The sequence below is a fragment of the Arthrobacter sp. 4R501 genome, from assembly GCF_002929755.1.
In the GTDB taxonomy this organism is placed as follows: Bacteria; Actinomycetota; Actinomycetes; order Actinomycetales; family Micrococcaceae; genus Arthrobacter.
The window spans coordinates 149,313-167,034 of the sequence record NZ_PJIW01000011.1; the positions used below are offsets into that span (position 1 = coordinate 149,313).

Genomic DNA, 17,722 nt, shown 5'->3' on the forward strand with positions numbered 1-17,722 from the left:
AACCCCAATGATCCTATTGAAGAACCACATCAACGGCTTGGCAGCCGATGGACTGACCGCCGAATACCGCGACGTTGTGAACCCCTATACCGAGCAACCTATAGCGAGAATCCCGGTCGGCTCATCTGCAGACGTTGAGGCAGCGATGCAATCAGCATCAGCCGCACAACTCGGCTGGGCCTCGCTGAGCCTAAAGGAACGTCTGAACCATCTGCAAAGAACTGCAGAAATCCTCGATGACCATGTCCGCGAGCTTGCCGAGTTGGAAAGCCTTGAAATGGGAAAGCCAATCCCCCTCGCCGAGCAGTTCATCAGAGGCGCCATCGACTCGCTGCGCACGACCATCGAGCAGGCTCGGGCCTACCAGTTCGTCGCCAATGTGTCTCAGCCCGGAGAGACATCGCGCACTATCGTCACACGCAGGCCACTTGGCGTCGTGGCGTTGATCGCACCCTGGAACTTTACTGTGACGTCCATCCTATCGCCGCTCGGTCCCCTGCTCGCGGCAGGCAATACTGTTGTTGTGAAGCCGTCCGAGAAGGCCCCGTTGTCTGCGGCACGGCTCCTCGAACTTATTGACGTTCCGCCAGGCGTCACCAACCTGCTCCTCGGGGACGCGCGCGCAGGAGTACCACTCGCAGAACATGAAGACGTCGCGCTCGTCCACTTCACTGGGTCAGTCGAAACCGGCCGTTCCGTTGGCGTCGCGGCAGCACGGCGCCTGCGCCGCTCGGTACTCGAATTGGGCGGCAACGACCCTGTCATTGTCGACAACGACGCCGATGTCAACGCCACTGCGAAAGCCGTGGCGACATCAACCTTCTTGAACAGCGGACAGATCTGCACATCTACCGAACGTATCTACGTGCACCGCGATATCGCCGAAGCATTCACCCACGCTCTCGTAAGGGAGGCTGAGTCTTTCGACATGGTCGACTCCCCCGAGTGCTTTGGGCTCGGTCCAATGGTGGACGACGGGCAACGCCAGATGGTGCACGCCCACGTCATCGACGCCGAGAGCCGTGGAGCGACAGTGCGATGTGGCGGGCGGATCCCTGACCGCCGAGGCTTCTTCTACCCGGCAACCGTTCTGACTGGTGTCACTCCGGATATGCAAATAATGGTGGAGGAGACATTCGGTCCAGTGGCACCCATTACCGTGGTCGACTCCTTCGACGAAGCCATTGCCCTAGCCAACGGCACGGGCTTCGGTCTCGCGGCAACAGTGTATTCGCGCAATCCGCTCAATCTGCAGCGCTGCTCGGAGATCAACGCGGCCATCGTATGGATCAACGAATGGCAAAGCGGCGGCGCCCACATGATCTACGAGCCGTGGGGGCTCAGTGGGGTGGGAATGACAGGTGGCTTCGCCTCCTTCGATGCGGCGACGCGTCCCGTGTCGATCGTCTCCCCCGCCGAAACCCCCTAGCTCGGGTGGCTCGCGGTCGCCAACTCTGACCGAACAATTGCCGCAAGGGCATCTGCGGAACCATCATCGAGGTTAGTGAGGACGACTAGCGTGGTATCGGATTCGAGATCATGACCAGCGAAAGACTGGAATCCTGGCAGCGCGCCGTTGTGCCCCCACATTCCCGCGAAGTCGGCGATACCGATCCCATAGCGAAGGTCGCTTGAGACAGTCCGGGCGCGTAGGCGTTCAGCCTGTGTCGCATCCTGCAGGAGTCCGCCGCGCACAAGCGCCTGTACGTAGATGCTCAGATCTCGTACGGTCGAGACTGCACCGCCCGCAGTCCAGGCCCAGGAAGGGTTAATTTCCGTTGCATCAACAAGCTCCGCGCCCTGTCGGTGATATCCGCGCACGCGTGAGTCCGGCAACGCCGAGAGCCCGGGAACGTTGGCTGGCAGGTAGCTGTCGTACATCTCAAGCGGGTCAAAGATCAAGCGCCGAGCAAGCTCCTCGATGCTCGCGCCGGTTGCCTCTTCGATAACCCGCCCCAACAGGATGTAACCCGCGTTGTTGTACTCCCACGAAGTTCCGGGTTCGAATCGGGGCTCGGCTTGAAAGGCGAGCTCAAGGAGTTCATCCGGTGTCCATAGCCTTTCAGGGTGGACTAGGAGGCCTTCGACGAATTCTTCCGAGGTGTAGTCGGGGATGCCCGACGTCATATCCAGCAGCCGACGTACGGTCACCCCGGACGCGATCGGCAGAAAATACCGCACTTCGTCGTCGAGCGGCAAATCCGCGCTCTCGGACAGTTTCAACGCAATCGTTGCCACCATCGTTTTAGTGATGCTTCCCACCCTCATAGCGCTTTGGGCGCGGATTGGTTCGCCCGATTCCACGTCCTCAACCCCCAGTGCGCATGTCACCGCACCCGTTCTCAAGCTGGTGAAATGGATAATGGCTCCAGGAATCGACAAGCGGGACCGTTCTGCGTCTACTGCGCGCAGAATGTGCTCGTTCACCGACGTTCCGGCATCGAGGGGACTTAGTTCGCTCATGATTCGGAGGCTCCATATCTTTTTAGGTGCGGGTCGAATTCCAGCCTCTCCCGCTAACACCGTTTATCCCTCGTCAGAACGGCTGAACCTCAGGGCGGGAAGTCGGTTTTTCGGACAACGACCCTGCCCTGCTGGGCCTCGCAGCGTAGTTCTGCCGGTGAAAGATCGGCCTGCAGACGCCAAGCGGACCAGTCCAGTGGATGAACGGAGGGCCGTCCGAGCAGATAGCCTTGGGCGGCTGTTACCCGGGGTTCGGTAACTTCCACGAGTTCCGCAGGAGTCTCAATGCCTTCTGCAACGACAGCTGCCCCGATTTGCCGGGCAAGTCCCATGATGGCTCTCGCCCGAACCTGCTGTCCTTTGTTGCTGTCAATGTCCTCGAGGAGACACCGACAAGTACCATCATCAGAACGCACTGCCATGGCTGATCATGATTGCCGGCGAACCAGAAGAACGTCGCCGCAGCGACCACGCCACCCTGGGCCGACGCACGGCGTTGGCCCAGCACACGAATAACCGGGGCCATGATCGAACCACCCAAGGCGATGGCAATTCCGACGGGAATGAGGTAAAGACCTGCGTCAAGGACCGTGCCCCCGAAGCCGTATCCGAAGGTTTTCGGAGTCTGGACGTAGTTGCTGATCGTGAGCGAAGCCGCGCTCCCTAGGACGGCGGCAATTCCGACTGCGCCAAATGCCGGCCAGATCTCCCGTCGCTCCACAACGCGAAGATCAATGAGGGGCACCTTGGTATGCACTTCCCAGCGGACCCAGGCATTGAAGGCAAGGACCGAGAAAATCAGGACACCGATTGTCAAAGGAGAGCTCCAGCCCCAGCGGCTGCCTTGGCCGAGTGCCACAACGAAGCTGCCAAGCCTGCCCCCATGAGAATGGCGCAGAAGTAATCGACTGTGACCTTGGTTCGAACGTCGCTGTCCTGAACAAAGAGCCATGCCAGCACCAAAAGAAGGAGCGAGAAGGCAGTCATGATCTCCAGGACTTTCCGTACGGATCCTCCCGCGGCAATTACCACCCCTCCAAAGAGGAAGGGAGCCGCGATTCCACCACCTATTGCGGCGGTCATGAGCCCACTGCTGCGGTCGACGGCACCCTTGTCATGGCTCTGAAGCCGAGGTAACGCATACAGCAGCGGTAGCGCCGCGTTGATGCCGACTAGCGCACGGCCCGTCAGGAGCAGCGCTGGCCCCTGGGCAACTGCGCACAGAATATTTTCGACTCCAACGAAGACCAGACTGATGAGCAGCAGCCGGCGTATCCCGGAGATGTCCCCGAGCCTTGAAAGGACGGGAACGAACGCCGCACCGGAAATACCCGTGGCAGAAAGAGCGAATGCGGCCTCGGTTGGGGTGAGCCCGTACTCTTTCACGAGCTGTCCGGCCGAGGGAACGAGTCTGAGTGCCCTCGCTGTCAATGACACGGACGTAACTGCGCTCTTCCTCAGTTGAGCGTCTTTCATGAATGTTCGAGGCCCACGCCATAGGAGAGGCTGGGTCGTTGGATGAGACGAAGGTGGCGTAGAGGTGGCGGGTCTGGTGCATAAGTAGCGACTATGATTTGTGGTCCGGAAGCCCTGAGGGAAGATGTTATGCCTAAGCCATAATTCCCGCTCGGGTTCGGGAGGACGTAGTGAAGGATGGTAGGTGGCGGGAGACGCCATGGAACCAAGCCGCGAAGGACATCGGCATTCCCGGGACGCGACTTCAGAACTAGCCGCGGTGTAACGTCCGCGGCATTGCGTGAGCTGCGGGAATGAAACCGGAAAGAAGACTAAAAGCGTTCAAGTAGTGCGGACGGTGCACTGCTCATGCGTAGGTGAATGGGCACGAGGCTCCGGCATCTGAAAGGTTGTCGTATGTGTAGGCAGCAGCCATGGGTGACGTGGAACAGATTGAGGCTGTAACGGACGCTCGGAGGATCAATCCAGTGGCCCTCGGCTACCCCTGTGGTGTTCATCACCATCCGAGTGCAGCAGCAGAAGTTGGCGCCTTTGCCCAGGACCTGGCCGACATTCCGGAGATCCTGGAAGGGTGCTTCCTGGGTTCGGCGGACTTACTGCTGCGCGTTGTGGCCCTCGACGTACTGGCCATACGGAAATGATTCCCTACCGCGTACAACCCTTTTGTGGAGACCTGTGATGTATCGATCACTTGCGCCGGAGCCTTGGCCGGCTTTGTTTACACCGCCTTGCAGAACCGGCAGCCCCTCTTCCCGAGCGTGCGGACCCTGCTTAGCCCTTTTCTCGGCTATGTCCGGGCGGCGAAGGGGCTTGCGTTTGCATGGCCTCGTGGATCTGTAGGGCGAACCATAGCTGCGCCAGGGTGGATGTTTCGGTCATGTCCAGGCCGGTCAGCTCGCTGATCTTCCGCATCCGGTAGATGATTGTCTGCCGGTGGGCAAAGAGGGCAGCCGCGGTCTTCTGCCACGACCTGTGGGTGTCCAGGAAGGTTTTCAGGGTGACGATGAGGTCCCCGCGCTCTCCCTGTTCGTACTCGAAAATCGGGCCCAGGAACCTCTGAACGAGCGCGTTGCCTTCCTCGAAGCTGGTGAGCCCCATCCACGAGGGGCCGTCGGCGTAGCGGACCAGCCACTCGCCGGTGCCGGCTGCTGTCCCGAGGGCCCATAGTGATTCCTGCAGGGCTCGCTGGATTCCGGCGGCAGTTGACGGTCTGCTGATCCCGATTCTGACATCCGACCCGACTGAGTGCATCAACAGATCATCGGTCAGGTCGGCGGAGACAGCCAGATGAAGGGTGTTGAAACGGCGGAAGCACGCGGTGGGATAGCCGTGACGCCACAGCTCGACGTGGATGTTTGCCAGCGTTTCCCCGTCGTCCGCAGAAATCGATACAAGAAGAAATTCACGGGCGGGAACCTCAAAATCGGCAAGGCGGCTTTCGACGTCCGCTATCCCGAGGCGTCCGTCGATGGCCTGCAGGAGGAATTCTGCCCCCAGCCGCCGCTGGTTTTCCAACGCCAGAACGGTGCGTGAAAGTTCCAGTCCCAGAACCGTGGCCGCATGCAGCAGGACGACGGGGTCCGGGTGGGGTATTGAGTTCGGCAGCACGACCAGCAGGGCGTTAGGGTGCGTCGGAATGTCCATCAACAGGACGTGCCTGTCCCGGAGGTAATGCCATTGAAACTTTTTGCTCATGGTGGGTGTCTGGCCACTCAGCTGTGCCAGGTCCTTGTCAAGCGATCCGGGCAACAGTTGGCCGCCCGGATACCACGGATGGAGGCACCCCCGGACCATAACAAAGAGTTGCGAGTCGAGCTCGCTTGCAAGTCCCTGAAGCAGGCTCTGCCAGTGGTCTTCCGACGTGCCCGCAGTGCGAAGCAGATCGTAGATGCGGGCCGTCTGGCGCAACCGACGGGATTCCTCGAGCAGCGACGCCTCGGCCACAGAGCGGGCTATGGCGATGAATGGCAGCGGATACGGGACGTTGATCACCGGCAGCGGCAGGCGGTCGCAGGCCGCCAGAAACGCCGGCAAAAGCTCGGGGGCGTGCATCTTCTCGCCGATGGCCAGGGCACTGGCGCCTGCTTTCACGAGCGCCTCGGCGAGCTCCACCTGTCCCTGGGCGTCGGCCGGGATAGACAGGCCGTTGGTCATCATCAGCTCGCCGCCGGTGACCCATTCCCACAACCTCGGCAAGTCAGAAGTGTGGGCCCACGTGATGCGGTTGGCCGTGCCGTCCGCACCCGCCAAAAGAGTCAGCCCGAGCTGCGGTTCGGCCAGCAATTCGGCCACGGTGATCGCCATGCGGAGCACTTCCTGTTCATGAATCCGGAGGGCGCCCCACAGCCGCTTATACACATGTATAGGCTCTCCCGATATTTGTAGTCAATCTGTGGGTGTACGCGGTGACGCCGCTCACGAAGACTTAAGTCACGGAAACTTCCCCGCTCAATGATGAGCATTCACGAGAGAGGGTTTGCAATGAGCGCAACGAGCAATCTCATTGATGACGCCCCGCTGAACAAATTCCACAAGAAGCTGACGTTCTTCGCTTCCGGTGGGCCGTTCATCGACGGCTACGCACTGTCAATCATCGGCATCGCCCTGATCACTATGGTTCCCGGTCTGCACATGAACCCGGCCGAAATCGGCATGGTCGGCGCGGCCAGCCTGGTCGGCATCTTCTTCGGTGGTGGCATCTTCGGATGGCTCACCGACAAGATCGGCCGGCACAAGATGTACATCGCCGACCTCATCGCCCTGGCGGTGTTCTCCGTGCTGAACAGCTTTGCCACCGAGATCTGGCAGGTAGTTCTCTGCCGGTTCTTCCTGGGCATGGCCATCGGCGCCGACTACCCCATCGCCACGTCCCTTCTTGCGGAGTTCCTCCCTAAGAAGCACCGCGGCCGCCTCCTCGGCGCCACCTTCGTGGTCTGGGCCATCGGCGCTGCCGTTGCCTACGCTGCCGGCTACCTCCTGCGCGACATGGGCCCTGACGCCTGGCGGGTCATGGTTGCCAGCCCGGCGATCTTCGCCATCATCACCCTGCTGTTCCGCCTCGGCACCCCCGAGTCCCCGCGCTGGCTGCTCTCCCGCGGTCGCCGGGATGAAGCCGACGCGATCATCAAGAAGGTCTACGGGCAGCAGTACGGCCTGTCCGACATCGCGTCCGACAGTGAAGGCCCGGCCAAGCAGGGCAAGTTCCTGGACATCTTCCGCGGACAGTTCTTGAAGCGCACCCTGTTCGTCTCCATCTTCTGGACCGCCCAGGTCATCCCGCTCTTCGCCGTCTACACCTTCGCCCCGGACCTTCTGCACTCCATGGGCCTGACCGGTGACGCGAACCTCTACGGCGGATCGTTCCTGATCTCCATGCTGTTCGTCGTGGGCGGCATCCCCGGACTGTGGCTCGTCGAAAAGATCGGCCGCCGCAGGCTGCTCCTGTGGAGCTTCGGCATCATCGTGGTGGCCCTCGCCATCCCTGCCTTCATCCCCAACGTCCAAGCTGCCCCGCTCTTCATCGCCTTGGCCATCTTCGCCCTGGCCTCGGGCGCCTCGAGCTTCCTCGAAGTCGTCTACCCCAACGAGCTCTTCCCCACGGAAGTCCGCGCCACGGCTGTGGGCTTCGGCACGGCCATCAGCCGGGTCGGCTCCGCAGCCAGTACCTACCTGATGCCGGTCGCCATCCTCAGTTTCGGCGCCGCCGGCTCGCTGCTCATCGGCGCCGTCATCTCCCTGGTGGGCCTGCTGGCTACCTTCCTGCTCGCGCCGGAAACCGCCAACAGGTCCCTCTCGGAACTCACCACAGAAAAGACGCCGGCATCGCCGGCAAACAGCAAAGCAACGGAAGGATCCCTCTCATGACCAGGCACAAGCCCATCGGCCCCGTCGACGCAACGAAGGTTCCCCGCTACGCGGGCCTGGGCACCTTCGCCAGGCTTCCCCAAATCGACCGGGTCCCCGACTACGATATCGCCATCGTCGGCGTGCCGTTCGACGGCGGAACCTCCTTCCGCCCGGGCGCACGGTTCGGTCCTGCCGCCGTCCGTGAAGCGTCCAGGCTGCTGCGTCCCGGATACCACCCGGAGCTGGACGTTGAGCCCGTGTACGAAGCCCAGGTTGTGGACGCCGGCGACATCGCCTGCACCCCCTACGACATCACCCGGGCAGTCCGCGAAATCGAGGAGCAGGCCCTCCCGCTGCTCCAGGGCCCCGCGGATGGCGATGGAGAAGGCAAGCGCCTCATCTCCATCGGCGGCGACCACACCATCGCCCTTCCGATGCTGCGGGCACTGAACAAGGTCCATGGCCCGGTTGCCCTGCTCCACTTCGACGCACACCTGGATACCTGGGACACCTACTTCGACCAGCCCATCACCCACGGAACCATTTTCCGCCGGGCATTCGAGGAAGGCCTGCTCATCGGAGACTCCTCGATGCACGTCGGCATCCGCGGACCGGTCTACGACCGTGATGACTTCCTCCGCGACCACGAGTTCGGTTTCCAGATCATCCGATGCTCGGACCTGGACGTCATCGGCGTTCCGGCCGCGATCCAGCAGGTCAAAGACCGTCTCGGCAACACCCCTGTCTATGTCTCCATCGACATCGACGTCCTGGACCCGTCTTACGCCCCGGGTACCGGCACCCCCGAGATGGGTGGCCTCCACTCCCGAGAACTACTGGCGCTCCTCCGCGGATTGAACGGCATCAACATCGTGGGCGCCGACGTCGTCGAGGTCGCCCCGGCCTACGACCACGCAGACATCACCACCGTTGCCGCGGCAACGCTCGTCTTCGACCTCCTCAGCCTGATGGTGAACCGCAGCAAGGGCGCCACAATATCCGGTTCGGAAGACCTGGAGTCGGCGGTCATCTGACCTGCCGCGCAGTCCCGCCCCTCACCACCTCGCGGCGTGTCCATGTGTGCTAGCTGGCTTCCCTCGCGGGCCTGACGGACCATCGTTGGGCCCGCACAGAGCTCTGTCGATCCCTCCGTACAGCCCTCCATCGCTGCGTCGCGACACCTAGACTAGTCGGGTCAACCAACCATGAGTGTCCTCGAGCACACCGGTCTGGACCCCCAGCAACTGTTGACGAATGGCCATAGTGGTTTCTCCTGCTTTGGCATTCTCGGAGCCAATGAGTTCATTGGCGCCTTTTAGGACACCGATGGGGGTCACGACAGCTGCTGTACCACAGGCGAATACCTCCGCAATTTCACCCGCAGCAACACCGTCGCGCCACTCATCAAGGGTGATTTTGCGCTCGGAAACCTCTCGCCCCATGTCCTTGGCAACCTGGATGACAGACATGCGGGTCACCCCTCCCAGAATAGTCCCCGTTAGTGCAGGGGTGACCAACGAACCGTCCTTCATCACGAAGAACACATTCATGCCGCCGAGCTCCTCGATGGCGTTGTCATTGAATTGGTCAAGGAAGAGAACCTGCTTGCAGCCGTTGGCAGTAGCCTCCTGCTGCGCTATCAGCGATGCTGCGTAGTTGCCGCCGCATTTCGCCGCGCCGGTTCCACCGCGGCCTGCGCGTGCGTACTCTTGTGAGATCCATATGGTCACGGGCTTGAGTTCGCCGCCAAAGTAATTGCCTACGGGCGAAGCTATGACGCGGAAGGACGCTTGACAGGCGGCCCGGACACCCAGGAAGGCCTCGGTGGCGATCATGAAAGGCCGCAGGTAAAGCGCTTCGCCGTCCCCGGCCGGAACCCATTCCCTGTCTGCAGAGACAAGCTCACGGATTGCCCCGATGAAGTACTCCACGGGCAGTTCGGGAAGGGCCAGCCGCCGGGCGGACTTATTGAGGCGGGCTGCGTTGGCGTCGGGTCGGAACGTCCAAATCGACCCGTCTTCGTGACGGTAAGCCTTCAGACCTTCAAATATCTCCTGCCCGTAGTGCAGCACGGCAGCTGCTGGATCCAATGGGATTGCTCCGTAGGCTTCGATCCGAGGGCTGTGCCAGACGCCCCTGCTGTTCGTTTCTGCGCTGTAGTCAACGATGGCGGTGTGGTCCGTGAAGTAGTTTCCGAATCCTGGATTCTCCAAGATGGCTTCACGCTCAGGAGCAAACTTGGGGTTGGCTGAGAAATGATGGGTGAATTCGATACCATGGGCTGTCTGTGTCATGGTTCCTCCATAATCGGGCGGTCCGGGGCTTGGGGATGAGTGGCGGACAATTTTGCTAATTTGAGTCGAGACCTTCCTTGCGGCCGACCTGTGGGAACGGCCGCAAGTACTTAGAGTAAGAAGCGGAATACACTGGAGCTGGGCGCGACTGCCGGGCACCTTGGGTCATGTTCAACAAGGAAATCGGCTGCGCGAGAGGTGCTTGATTTCTGTAGTTTTACCGCAGCTCTGCAGCCAATACAGACCAAGCCAAGGCGCAGTGCGCGGAGCCGTGGAGAAGGCAAGGTGTCAAATTCTTCGGCTGCCCACTCTTGCCCGTCAACTAGGCAAAGCGCTATTTTCACAAATTGGGTGTTTCCTCTCTAGTGCCTACGCTTGGCGCATACTTCTTAGGTTTTCTCTGCTCAGCGCTTATCCATCCATCGCTACGTGCTCAGTACGCTGGGTGCTTGGAAGCATGGCGTTGGTCGGCTTGACTTGCGCAATCCATCCAGGTCGTTGAATCTCAGTCGGTTTCAGGCCCTTGGCAGAAGTGGCAATCGTCGTCGCAAGTCTCCACAGCGGCCACTGCCTGAGATGATTGCACCATGTCGTCGAGAAATCTTCCGGTGGACCTATTTTCATTCGTTCCGTGGGAGCCCCGATGGTTCAGATCCGTAGGTCTTTCCAAGGCCTGAGGTGCGCTGCCCCGCTTACGCAAAATGAGCTTTCGAGTTCATTAGGGTGAAAATCTCTGAGCAGTGGTTGGGTTCCGGTGTGAGCTCTGTGTCCAAAAGAAACTTCTCCAATTCTTACAACAGACTGATTGGTTGGTATGTCAACTTCTAGTGCGCGGGAGAGCTCGCGCACTGGTGCGAAACTGGCGCGCAGCTCGTGCGCAAGAGCGATGGTTGAAGTTGGCGGGAATCTTGATCGACTGAGTAGCGCGTAGAACGTTCACTCGCTCCCGCAAAGTCTTGCCATGGTTCCGGGTTGAGCCACTGTAACGGAAGTTAAGTTGGTCGGTTGGCTGGAGCGATAGCCCCAGCGCCGCCCCGAGGTGCGATCGGTCTGAATCCAGTTCAAGCAGCAGTCTACAAACACTGTTGGCAAGTCGCCCTCGAAATTCTCACTGCGGGATCCTGGCTCCGCCGACAGTGACGACGTCATCGGGGGTGCGCTGCGGGCACTTGGTGGGCGTCATTGGATCTTCCTTGACGGGGCTACTACAGGTTGGGATGGTCTAGAACGTGTCGCTAGCGGGCTTGCATGCGAAGCGCACCGTCCATTCGGATGACTTCGCCATTGATGTAGTCGTGATCAATGATTGCTAGAACCAACTGGGCGAATTCATCGGGGCGGGCGAGTCGTCTGGGAAACGGGACCCCGGCCGCCAGGCCTTCTCGGATGTCCTCTGAAACTGAGGCAATCATGGGGGTCTCCACGGCGCCAGGCGCAATCGCGTTGACTCGGATGCCGTGTGACGCCAGATCCCGGGCTGCAGGGAGCGTCATGCCCACGATGCCTGCCTTGGAAGTGGCATAGGCGACCTGCCCTATCTGGCCTTCGTAGGCGGCAATGGAGGCTGTATTTATGACTACGCCACGTTGACCTTCGGCGTCAGGTTCTGTCTCCTGCATTCGATGTGCAGCGATCGATAGGACGTTGAATGATCCCATCAGATTTACCTCCAAGACCTTCGCAAAAAGTGATGGGTCGTGTGGTCCGTTCCGGCCGAGAATGCGCGCAGTGGGAAGTACTCCAGCACAGTTCACGACGACGCGTAGTTGTCCAGCATCTGCGGCGGCATCAACCGCTGCACGGACTTCTTCGGGTTTGGTGACATCCGCTGGTAGGTACGTTATGCCGTCAACAGGTTCTGCCTTGTCGACGGACTGTTGCAGGTCAATGGCAAATACCTTTATCCCCCGGGACGCCAACGCCCTCGATGTGGCGGCTCCCAGGCCTGAAACTCCCCCGGTAACGATGGCGGAAGCGTGGTGCAGGTCCATATTGGTCCTCTCGATTGATGATGCGACCCGTGCTTGTCCCTCGTCCAACTTGGACGTTGATCGTGGGTTAGACGAAGGCGGATATCCCGGTGATTGCTCTACCAACGAGCAGGGTGTTGACTTCGTGGCTTCCTTCGTACGAGTAGATCGCTTCGGCGTCCGCGAAGATCTTTGCCATTTCAAAGTCAGTGCTGATGCCATTGCCGCCAAGCAGTGCTCGGCCCAAACTGACAGACTCTCGCATCCTCTCGGTGCAGCTTGCTTTGGCGAGGGCCGCTTGGTCCATGGTGAGGCGCCCGCTGTCCTGAAGCCGCGCCATCTGGACCATAAGTGATAACGACATCGCGGCGTTGGCCGCGATTCTGGCGAGCTGGCTTTGGACGATCTGGAACGAAGCAATCGGCTTGCCGAACTGGTGACGCTTCAGCGCGTAGGCGCGTGCGACGTCGAAGGCAGCAAATTGCTGCCCGACTGCCTGCCAGCTGACCCAGATTCTGGAATTGCGCAGCAGCCCGTTGGTATCACGGAAGGACTTCGCCCCCGGAAGCCAGTTGGCGTAAGGGATGCGGACGTCGCAGAGCGTGATGTCCGCGTTCTGAACTATGCGAACCGCTGTTTTATTGACAATCGTCTCGGCATGGAATCCATGTCGATCCTTTTCGACTATAAAAGCCTTAATCTCGTCATCGCTCGTATCCTTTGCCCAGACGAGGACGTAATCAGCGAAAGAGCCGTTGCCTATCCAGCGCTTTGCTCCGTTGAGTACCCAACCATCCCCAACCCGTTCCGCGGTGGTAGCCATCTCCCGAGAGATGTCCGAACCGTGGTCAGGTTCGGTCAACGCAAACGCGCCGATCTTCTTCAACGCGAGAAGATCCGGCAGCAGCGTACGTCTCTGTGAGTCGGAGCCGAGCTCGAAGATTGCCGTCGTGACGAGTTCGTGATGCACGCCGAAGAAGGTGGAGATGGACGTGTCGGCACGTGCAAATTCCATCTGTATGAGTCCGGAGAGCAGATGACTGGCGGAGTTCAGCGTCGATAACTCCTGAGCTGCAAGCTTCGGCAGGAGTTCAAACGGGAACTCGGCTCGGTTCCAATAGTCAGCTGCAATAGGCCGGACTTCACTTTGAAAAAAGGACCTGGCGTTCTGATACTGCCGCAATTCCTTCTCTGCCAGGAGATCCGTGATGAACAGGAGGTCTCCCTCAGGGTAGGGATGGCAATGAGGGCTTCGCTGCCCCGCGGCCGAGCTTTCTTCCTTAAGCGGTGTCAATGAGGTTCTTCTTTTCTGGTTGATCGGTACTTACTGGCGATGGGAAGCGACGCTGCGGTCGCTGGCAAGCGGTGATTTGCTATGGGTCCACAACTACTTGATAGCCCGAGCCTTGGTCGATGAGCTGTCTTGCCAGAACGCCCTCGGCTGCCAGCCACGGTGCCCGTCCATCGAAGGTGATGTCCTCCACCGTTCCCGTTCGCAGTATGGAGCAGCCGTGGATGACTTGAACGAGGTATCCAACGAGAAGGGTCCAGTCATGGACGATCACGGGCTGGGAGAGATTCCGGGATGGTTCGTCGCGGCCGTTCAGTTGGCCGGTCTCCGTGACTAGTGGGATGGACTTCTTTATTGCTCCGGAAGTCTGGTGACTCATTCTTAGCCTCTTCAGGTAGTGGCCTGGGGTGGAAGCACCGAGTATCAAAGCAGCGACAGCCCTGGCTCGGAGAGAATCCCGGCGGTGTCAGCGAGGAGTTGGGAGCCTTGCTGGCCATCCATCACACGATGATCAAAGGAGAGCGCAAGTTGCAGGACGGATCGTGCTTCGATGCGTTCCTCTGCCTCGTCTTGGATCACCCAGGGCATCCTCCGTACGGTGCCTACCGCCAGAATGGCTGTCTCACCGGGGTTGAGGATGGGTGTTCCAGTGTCGATTCCAAAGACTCCAATGTTGGTGATGGTGATGGTGCCCCCGGTCATCGCAGACTGCGGGGTTTTGCCAGCCCGAGCCTCCGCGCCCAAGATGCTGATTTGGTCCGCGAGTTCCTTCAGGGATAACCGCTCGGCACCTTTGATGTTCGGCACCACCAGGCCTCTGGGAGTGCTGGCGGCGATCCCCAGGCTTACGCTCCGCATTTGAATGATTTCCTGGGCTTCTTCGTCCCACTTGGAGTTAGCCTCAGGTGTGGCGCGCAGTGCAGTGAGGAAGGCCTTGGCTACGAACGTTAGTGGCGTCAGTTTCGTGTCCCGGAAATCACGGCGGCGACTCACCATCTGCTGGAGTTCTATAGTCCGCGTCACATCCACGCTCACGAACTCGGTAACGTGAGGGGCGGTGAAAGCCGATCGGACCATGGCGGCGGCCGTGTGCTTCCGCACGCCCTTGATAGGTATACGCAGGTCTCCAAAGTCTGGGAGGCTCTCCGACAATTCGATGCTGACCTCCGCGCCATCAGGCGTTGCCGAGGCGGCGAGAACATCTTCCCGAGTCCGGACGCCGCCTTCACCGGTCGGGGTAACAGTGGCGAGGTCCAAACCAAGATCCTTGGCCAGCTTCCGCACAGGCGGTGACGCCTTCGGCGGTCCGCCAGCAGGTGCCGCGTAGCCGGGCTTCGAAACAGACATCGGATTGGGCGTTGGTGCATGATCGGGATGGTTTCGCCGGCGCCGGCGTTGGGTGCTGGTTTCCTTGGCCCCGTACCCGACAAGGAGCTTCGGGTCCTCATCGCGGTCTGACGCCGACGTAGCCTGATCTGCCGAAGATGCGGCGGTAATTGAAGCGCTGGCGTCAGCCGTTGTGATACCGATGATTGGGCTTCCGACATCGACTGTCTGGCCCGGCTCGGCATAGAGTTCGGCCACGACGCCCGCGAATGGCGACGGCAACTCCACGAGGGATTTCGCGGTCTCGATCTCGACAATCGCTTGATTGACTTCCACGATGTCGCCGGATTTGACGAACCAGGTGACGATTTCAGCCTCGGTGAGACCCTCTCCGACATCGGGCAGTGAAAACTGCTTGATGCTCATAATGTGTCGTCCTCCACTAGTAGGAAAAGCTTCTGTCAATGCCCTCAAGAATGCGGTCCAGTCCCGGCAGCCATTCTTCTTCCAGGCGGCTGGGCGGATAGGGGGTGTCATAACCGGTTACCCGGACGATGGGAGCAAGCAGAGAGTAGAATGCGGCGTCTTGTACACGGGAGGCCAGTTCTGCCCCTAGACCGGCAGTGCGGGAGGCTTCATGTGCTACGACAAGTCGGCCTGTCTTCTCGACGGAACTGATGAGCGTTTCGTCATCAATTGGTGACAATGAGCACAGGTCAATGACTTCAACACTGCGTCCCTCGCTCTGGCTCACTTCGGCTGCTTTGATCGCAACAGGCATCAGCGCACCATATGCGACGAGGGTTAGGTCTGATCCTTCCCGTACTACTTCTGCTCGGTGCAGTTTCCCTGGTTCGGCACTCGTAGATACTTCGCCCTTTAGCCAGTAATTGCGTTTAGGCTCGAGGACGATAATCGGATCTTCGCTGCGGATGGCGAGCCGGATCATGTCATAAGCCTGTTGCGGCGTGGAAGGGCTGATCACCTTGAGCCCTGCCGTGTGGGCAAAGTAGGCTTCCGGGGATTCCGAGTGATGTTCTATGGCGCCGATACCGCCGCCAACCGGGATTCGAATGACGACTGGAAGATTGACCTTGCCTTCGGAACGGTGCCTGTACTTGGCCAGTTGGGTGACGATCTGGTTCATTGCGGGGAAGACGAACCCGTCGAACTGAATTTCACAGACGGGACGGTACCCGGCCATGGCGAGTCCAATGGCACTCCCGACAATGCCTGCCTCTCCAAGCGGGGAATCGACAACGCGATTATCACCGAAGGTCTTTTGGAGGCCATCGGTGACCCTGAAAACCCCGCCGAGTTGCCCAATATCCTCCCCGAGCAGCATGACCTTGGGGTCAGCTTCCATGGCATGCCGTAGGCCAAGGTTCAAGGCGTGAGCTATGGGCATTCGACTCGTCGTTGATGTCATTCGCCTGCCTCCACAAAGTCCAGATGTTCGTTCATTTGTTGTTCGAGCTCCGTTGGCAAATCCGCATAGGTGTTTAGGAATGGTGATCTTGCCTCGGGCACAGGGAGTGTCCGGCATCCCGATCTCAGGGTCTCGGCTAACGCCCTCGACTGCTCTGAGACGTCTTCAGCCACCTGCTCAGTTAGCTGACCTGTGGACTCCAGATAGAGTCGAAGCCGCTCAATAGGATCTAGAGCAACCCACGCGTCGTTTTCGGCCTGGGAACGGTACCTGCCGTCATCATCCGAGGTCGTATGAGGGTTCCTGCGATATGTGAGGGCTTCGATCAAAGTGGGGCCCTGACCCGCCCGTGCCGCTGCTAAGGCTTCCCTGGTGGCCGCCAAACAAGCGAAGACATCGTTCCCATCGACGCGCACACCTTGGAACCCGAAACCGTGGGCACGATCCGCGACTGGTACCTTGCTCTGGACAGAATAGGGAGCTGAGATGGCCCACTGGTTATTTTGGCAGAAGAACACCACCGGAAGGTTTTGGGCTGCAGCCCATACGAACGCTTCATTGGTTTCGCCTTCGCTGAGGGCGCCGTCGCCGAGAAACACCAGGACGGCGCGGTCTCGTGCCGGGTCTCCGGTACCAACATCGCCATCCCGGACTATGCCCATGGCATAGCCCACGGCGTGAAGCGTCTGGGCGCCGATTACGAGGGTGTACAGGTTGAAGTTGTTCGCTGTGGGGTCCCATCCGCCAAGAGTCGTTCCCCTGAAAAGTCCTAGGAGATCAACGGGGTTGACTCCACGGCACCATGCAACACCGTGTTCCCGATACGTGGGAAATACAACGTCCCGGGTGTCCAAGGCATGCGCTGCCCCTATTTGAGCGGCTTCTTGGCCCAATAAGGAGGGCCAAAGCCCCAGTTCGCCTTGGCGTTGCAGTGCAATCGCCTCACTATCCACCGTGCGGGCCATGATCATGTCGCTATAAAGCCCGATGGAGTTAGCTGAGTCGAGATCAAGGAGGAGTTTCGGAGCGGCCGTGTAGTTGCCAGCAGGATCCAACATAGAGATGGGTTCAGGGTTCATGCTCATCCTTTGGTTTCTAGGGAAAGTTGTCTTCGAACCCGCACGTAATCGGCGGCTGCCGGGGTTTCAGAGCCCAGCATCCGGGAGATGACCCCGCGTGCTGGGAAAAGACCGCTGTCGCCGGACCCGTCCTTCGCTTGATTACGACCGACGATCCGCCGAGTCGATTCCCCAATGGAATCCACATCAGGTGAAGTCGTGCCAACATCCGCGGTGATAAATGAGCCCTCGAAAGGGTCAATAGGCCGGCCATAAGACTGACCAATGCCGAAGACCTCAATTTGGCCACCAAGAAGCAAGCAGTTGCGATTGCTGTGTAGGTCGTCCTTCACAAAGGCGCAGAGCGTCCGGCGTTGCTGCTTTTTCGCTGTCGTGCGGGTGAAATCTCGTTCGACCCGATGCCGGACCCTTGGCTGTACCGGGGAGTGATACGATCGCGCGGAGGCCGGTCGAATGATCCCTAAGGACTGTGACGCTCTCATGGGTCGGGTCTCCAGATTCTTCCAATACTCCGTTCTCCCCAATTCCCTGGTCTGATAGCAAGACGG

17 protein-coding genes are annotated in these 17,722 nt (G+C 59.9%); 4 read left to right on the forward strand and 13 right to left on the reverse strand.

All coding sequences use genetic code 11. The annotated features are described in order from the left end of the window. The first annotated feature begins 7 nt into the window (after positions 1-7). Positions 8-1,429: an aldehyde dehydrogenase gene (locus CXR02_RS12875; RefSeq protein WP_104062359.1), complete on the forward strand. Its 1,422-nt coding sequence runs from the start codon at positions 8-10 to the stop codon at positions 1,427-1,429. Here the strand turns inward: CXR02_RS12875 and CXR02_RS12880 are convergent. The 4 genes from CXR02_RS12880 to CXR02_RS12890 form a co-directional block, all read right to left on the reverse strand. Beyond that, positions 1,426-2,463, reverse strand: coding sequence for a serine hydrolase (locus tag CXR02_RS12880; protein WP_104062360.1), 1,038 nt, complete (start codon positions 2,461-2,463; stop codon positions 1,426-1,428). The genes CXR02_RS12875 and CXR02_RS12880 overlap by 4 nt on opposite strands. An 89-nt stretch (positions 2,464-2,552) precedes the next feature. Beyond that, positions 2,553-2,795 (reverse strand): hypothetical protein, encoded by a 243-nt coding sequence (locus tag CXR02_RS12885; RefSeq protein ID WP_258060950.1) that lies wholly within the window; start codon positions 2,793-2,795, stop codon positions 2,553-2,555. Further along, a complete protein-coding gene (locus tag CXR02_RS22955) occupies positions 2,705-3,280 on the reverse strand; it encodes a hypothetical protein (protein ID WP_258060951.1) in 576 nt (191 codons plus the stop codon). Before CXR02_RS22955 ends, CXR02_RS12885 begins: the two co-directional genes overlap by 91 nt. Continuing rightward, positions 3,277-3,939 (reverse strand): MFS transporter, encoded by a 663-nt coding sequence (locus tag CXR02_RS12890; protein ID WP_181037220.1) that lies wholly within the window; start codon positions 3,937-3,939, stop codon positions 3,277-3,279. The genes CXR02_RS22955 and CXR02_RS12890 overlap by 4 nt, the downstream gene beginning before the upstream one ends. Before the next feature lie 413 nt (positions 3,940-4,352). Between CXR02_RS12890 and CXR02_RS12895 the strand changes: the two genes are divergently transcribed. Further along, positions 4,353-4,580 carry an Lrp/AsnC ligand binding domain-containing protein gene (locus tag CXR02_RS12895; RefSeq protein WP_258060946.1) on the forward strand — a complete coding sequence of 76 codons (228 nt, stop codon included), beginning with the start codon at positions 4,353-4,355 and terminating at the stop codon, positions 4,578-4,580. Between the two features lie 130 nt (positions 4,581-4,710). Here the strand turns inward: CXR02_RS12895 and CXR02_RS12900 are convergent, their stop codons facing one another. Then, a complete protein-coding gene (locus CXR02_RS12900; protein WP_104062363.1) occupies positions 4,711-6,243 on the reverse strand; it encodes a PucR family transcriptional regulator in 1,533 nt (510 codons plus the stop codon). A 177-nt stretch (positions 6,244-6,420) separates the two neighbouring features. Between CXR02_RS12900 and CXR02_RS12905 the strand changes: the two genes are divergently transcribed. Together CXR02_RS12905 and speB are read left to right on the forward strand one after the other, a co-directional pair. Continuing rightward, the gene (locus CXR02_RS12905) at positions 6,421-7,803 is read left to right on the forward strand and encodes an MFS transporter (RefSeq protein ID WP_104062364.1); all 1,383 of its coding nucleotides are present in this window, start codon (positions 6,421-6,423) and stop codon (positions 7,801-7,803) included. Next, the gene (gene speB / locus CXR02_RS12910; protein WP_104062365.1) at positions 7,800-8,819 is read left to right on the forward strand and encodes an agmatinase; all 1,020 of its coding nucleotides are present in this window, start codon (positions 7,800-7,802) and stop codon (positions 8,817-8,819) included. The genes CXR02_RS12905 and speB overlap by 4 nt, the downstream gene beginning before the upstream one ends. Positions 8,820-8,966: 147 nt before the next feature. On the opposite strand, the gene CXR02_RS12915 is transcribed toward speB, so the two are convergent. From CXR02_RS12915 to CXR02_RS22160, 8 genes are all read right to left on the reverse strand, one after another. Further along, positions 8,967-10,079 (reverse strand): branched-chain amino acid aminotransferase, encoded by a 1,113-nt coding sequence (locus tag CXR02_RS12915; RefSeq protein ID WP_104062366.1) that lies wholly within the window; start codon positions 10,077-10,079, stop codon positions 8,967-8,969. A 1,235-nt stretch (positions 10,080-11,314) separates the two neighbouring features. Then, positions 11,315-12,070: an SDR family NAD(P)-dependent oxidoreductase gene (locus CXR02_RS12920; protein WP_104062367.1), complete on the reverse strand. Its 756-nt coding sequence runs from the start codon at positions 12,068-12,070 to the stop codon at positions 11,315-11,317. 67 nt (positions 12,071-12,137) lie between these two features. Next, complete coding sequence (locus CXR02_RS12925) at positions 12,138-13,343, reverse strand: acyl-CoA dehydrogenase family protein (RefSeq protein WP_104062368.1); 1,206 nt, start codon at positions 13,341-13,343, stop codon at positions 12,138-12,140. Positions 13,344-13,422: 79 nt separating this feature from the next. After that, complete coding sequence (locus CXR02_RS12930; RefSeq protein WP_104062369.1) at positions 13,423-13,719, reverse strand: hypothetical protein; 297 nt, start codon at positions 13,717-13,719, stop codon at positions 13,423-13,425. A 44-nt stretch (positions 13,720-13,763) separates the two neighbouring features. Continuing rightward, positions 13,764-15,140: a dihydrolipoamide acetyltransferase family protein gene (locus tag CXR02_RS12935; protein ID WP_308470686.1), complete on the reverse strand. Its 1,377-nt coding sequence runs from the start codon at positions 15,138-15,140 to the stop codon at positions 13,764-13,766. Then, positions 15,109-16,095 (reverse strand): alpha-ketoacid dehydrogenase subunit beta, encoded by a 987-nt coding sequence (locus CXR02_RS12940; RefSeq protein WP_104062370.1) that lies wholly within the window; start codon positions 16,093-16,095, stop codon positions 15,109-15,111. The genes CXR02_RS12935 and CXR02_RS12940 overlap by 32 nt, the downstream gene beginning before the upstream one ends. Continuing rightward, positions 16,092-17,174 carry a thiamine pyrophosphate-dependent enzyme gene (locus CXR02_RS12945; protein ID WP_258060947.1) on the reverse strand — a complete coding sequence of 361 codons (1,083 nt, stop codon included), beginning with the start codon at positions 17,172-17,174 and terminating at the stop codon, positions 16,092-16,094. The genes CXR02_RS12940 and CXR02_RS12945 overlap by 4 nt, the downstream gene beginning before the upstream one ends. A gap of 2 nt (positions 17,175-17,176) precedes the next feature. Continuing rightward, positions 17,177-17,506 carry a hypothetical protein gene (locus CXR02_RS22160; RefSeq protein ID WP_146072539.1) on the reverse strand — a complete coding sequence of 110 codons (330 nt, stop codon included), beginning with the start codon at positions 17,504-17,506 and terminating at the stop codon, positions 17,177-17,179. Positions 17,507-17,722 lie beyond the last annotated feature (216 nt).

What these genes read in the sequence shown, in the direction of transcription:
- CXR02_RS12875 (WP_104062359.1), top strand. Translation starts at nt 8, where the DNA reads ATGATCCTATTGAAGAACCACATCAACGGCTTGGCAGCCGATGGACTG.
- CXR02_RS12880 (WP_104062360.1), bottom strand. Translation starts at nt 2,463, where the DNA reads ATGAGCGAACTAAGTCCCCTCGATGCCGGAACGTCGGTGAACGAGCAC.
- CXR02_RS12885 (WP_258060950.1), bottom strand. Translation starts at nt 2,795, where the DNA reads ATGGGACTTGCCCGGCAAATCGGGGCAGCTGTCGTTGCAGAAGGCATT.
- CXR02_RS12890 (WP_181037220.1), bottom strand. Translation starts at nt 3,939, where the DNA reads ATGAAAGACGCTCAACTGAGGAAGAGCGCAGTTACGTCCGTGTCATTG.
- CXR02_RS12895 (WP_258060946.1), top strand. Translation starts at nt 4,353, where the DNA reads ATGGGTGACGTGGAACAGATTGAGGCTGTAACGGACGCTCGGAGGATC.
- CXR02_RS12900 (WP_104062363.1), bottom strand. Translation starts at nt 6,243, where the DNA reads ATGGCGATCACCGTGGCCGAATTGCTGGCCGAACCGCAGCTCGGGCTG.
- CXR02_RS12905 (WP_104062364.1), top strand. Translation starts at nt 6,421, where the DNA reads ATGAGCGCAACGAGCAATCTCATTGATGACGCCCCGCTGAACAAATTC.
- speB (WP_104062365.1), top strand. Translation starts at nt 7,800, where the DNA reads ATGACCAGGCACAAGCCCATCGGCCCCGTCGACGCAACGAAGGTTCCC.
- CXR02_RS12915 (WP_104062366.1), bottom strand. Translation starts at nt 10,079, where the DNA reads ATGACACAGACAGCCCATGGTATCGAATTCACCCATCATTTCTCAGCC.
- CXR02_RS12920 (WP_104062367.1), bottom strand. Translation starts at nt 12,070, where the DNA reads ATGGACCTGCACCACGCTTCCGCCATCGTTACCGGGGGAGTTTCAGGC.
- CXR02_RS12930 (WP_104062369.1), bottom strand. Translation starts at nt 13,719, where the DNA reads ATGAGTCACCAGACTTCCGGAGCAATAAAGAAGTCCATCCCACTAGTC.
- CXR02_RS12940 (WP_104062370.1), bottom strand. Translation starts at nt 16,095, where the DNA reads ATGACATCAACGACGAGTCGAATGCCCATAGCTCACGCCTTGAACCTT.
- CXR02_RS12945 (WP_258060947.1), bottom strand. Translation starts at nt 17,174, where the DNA reads ATGAACCCTGAACCCATCTCTATGTTGGATCCTGCTGGCAACTACACG.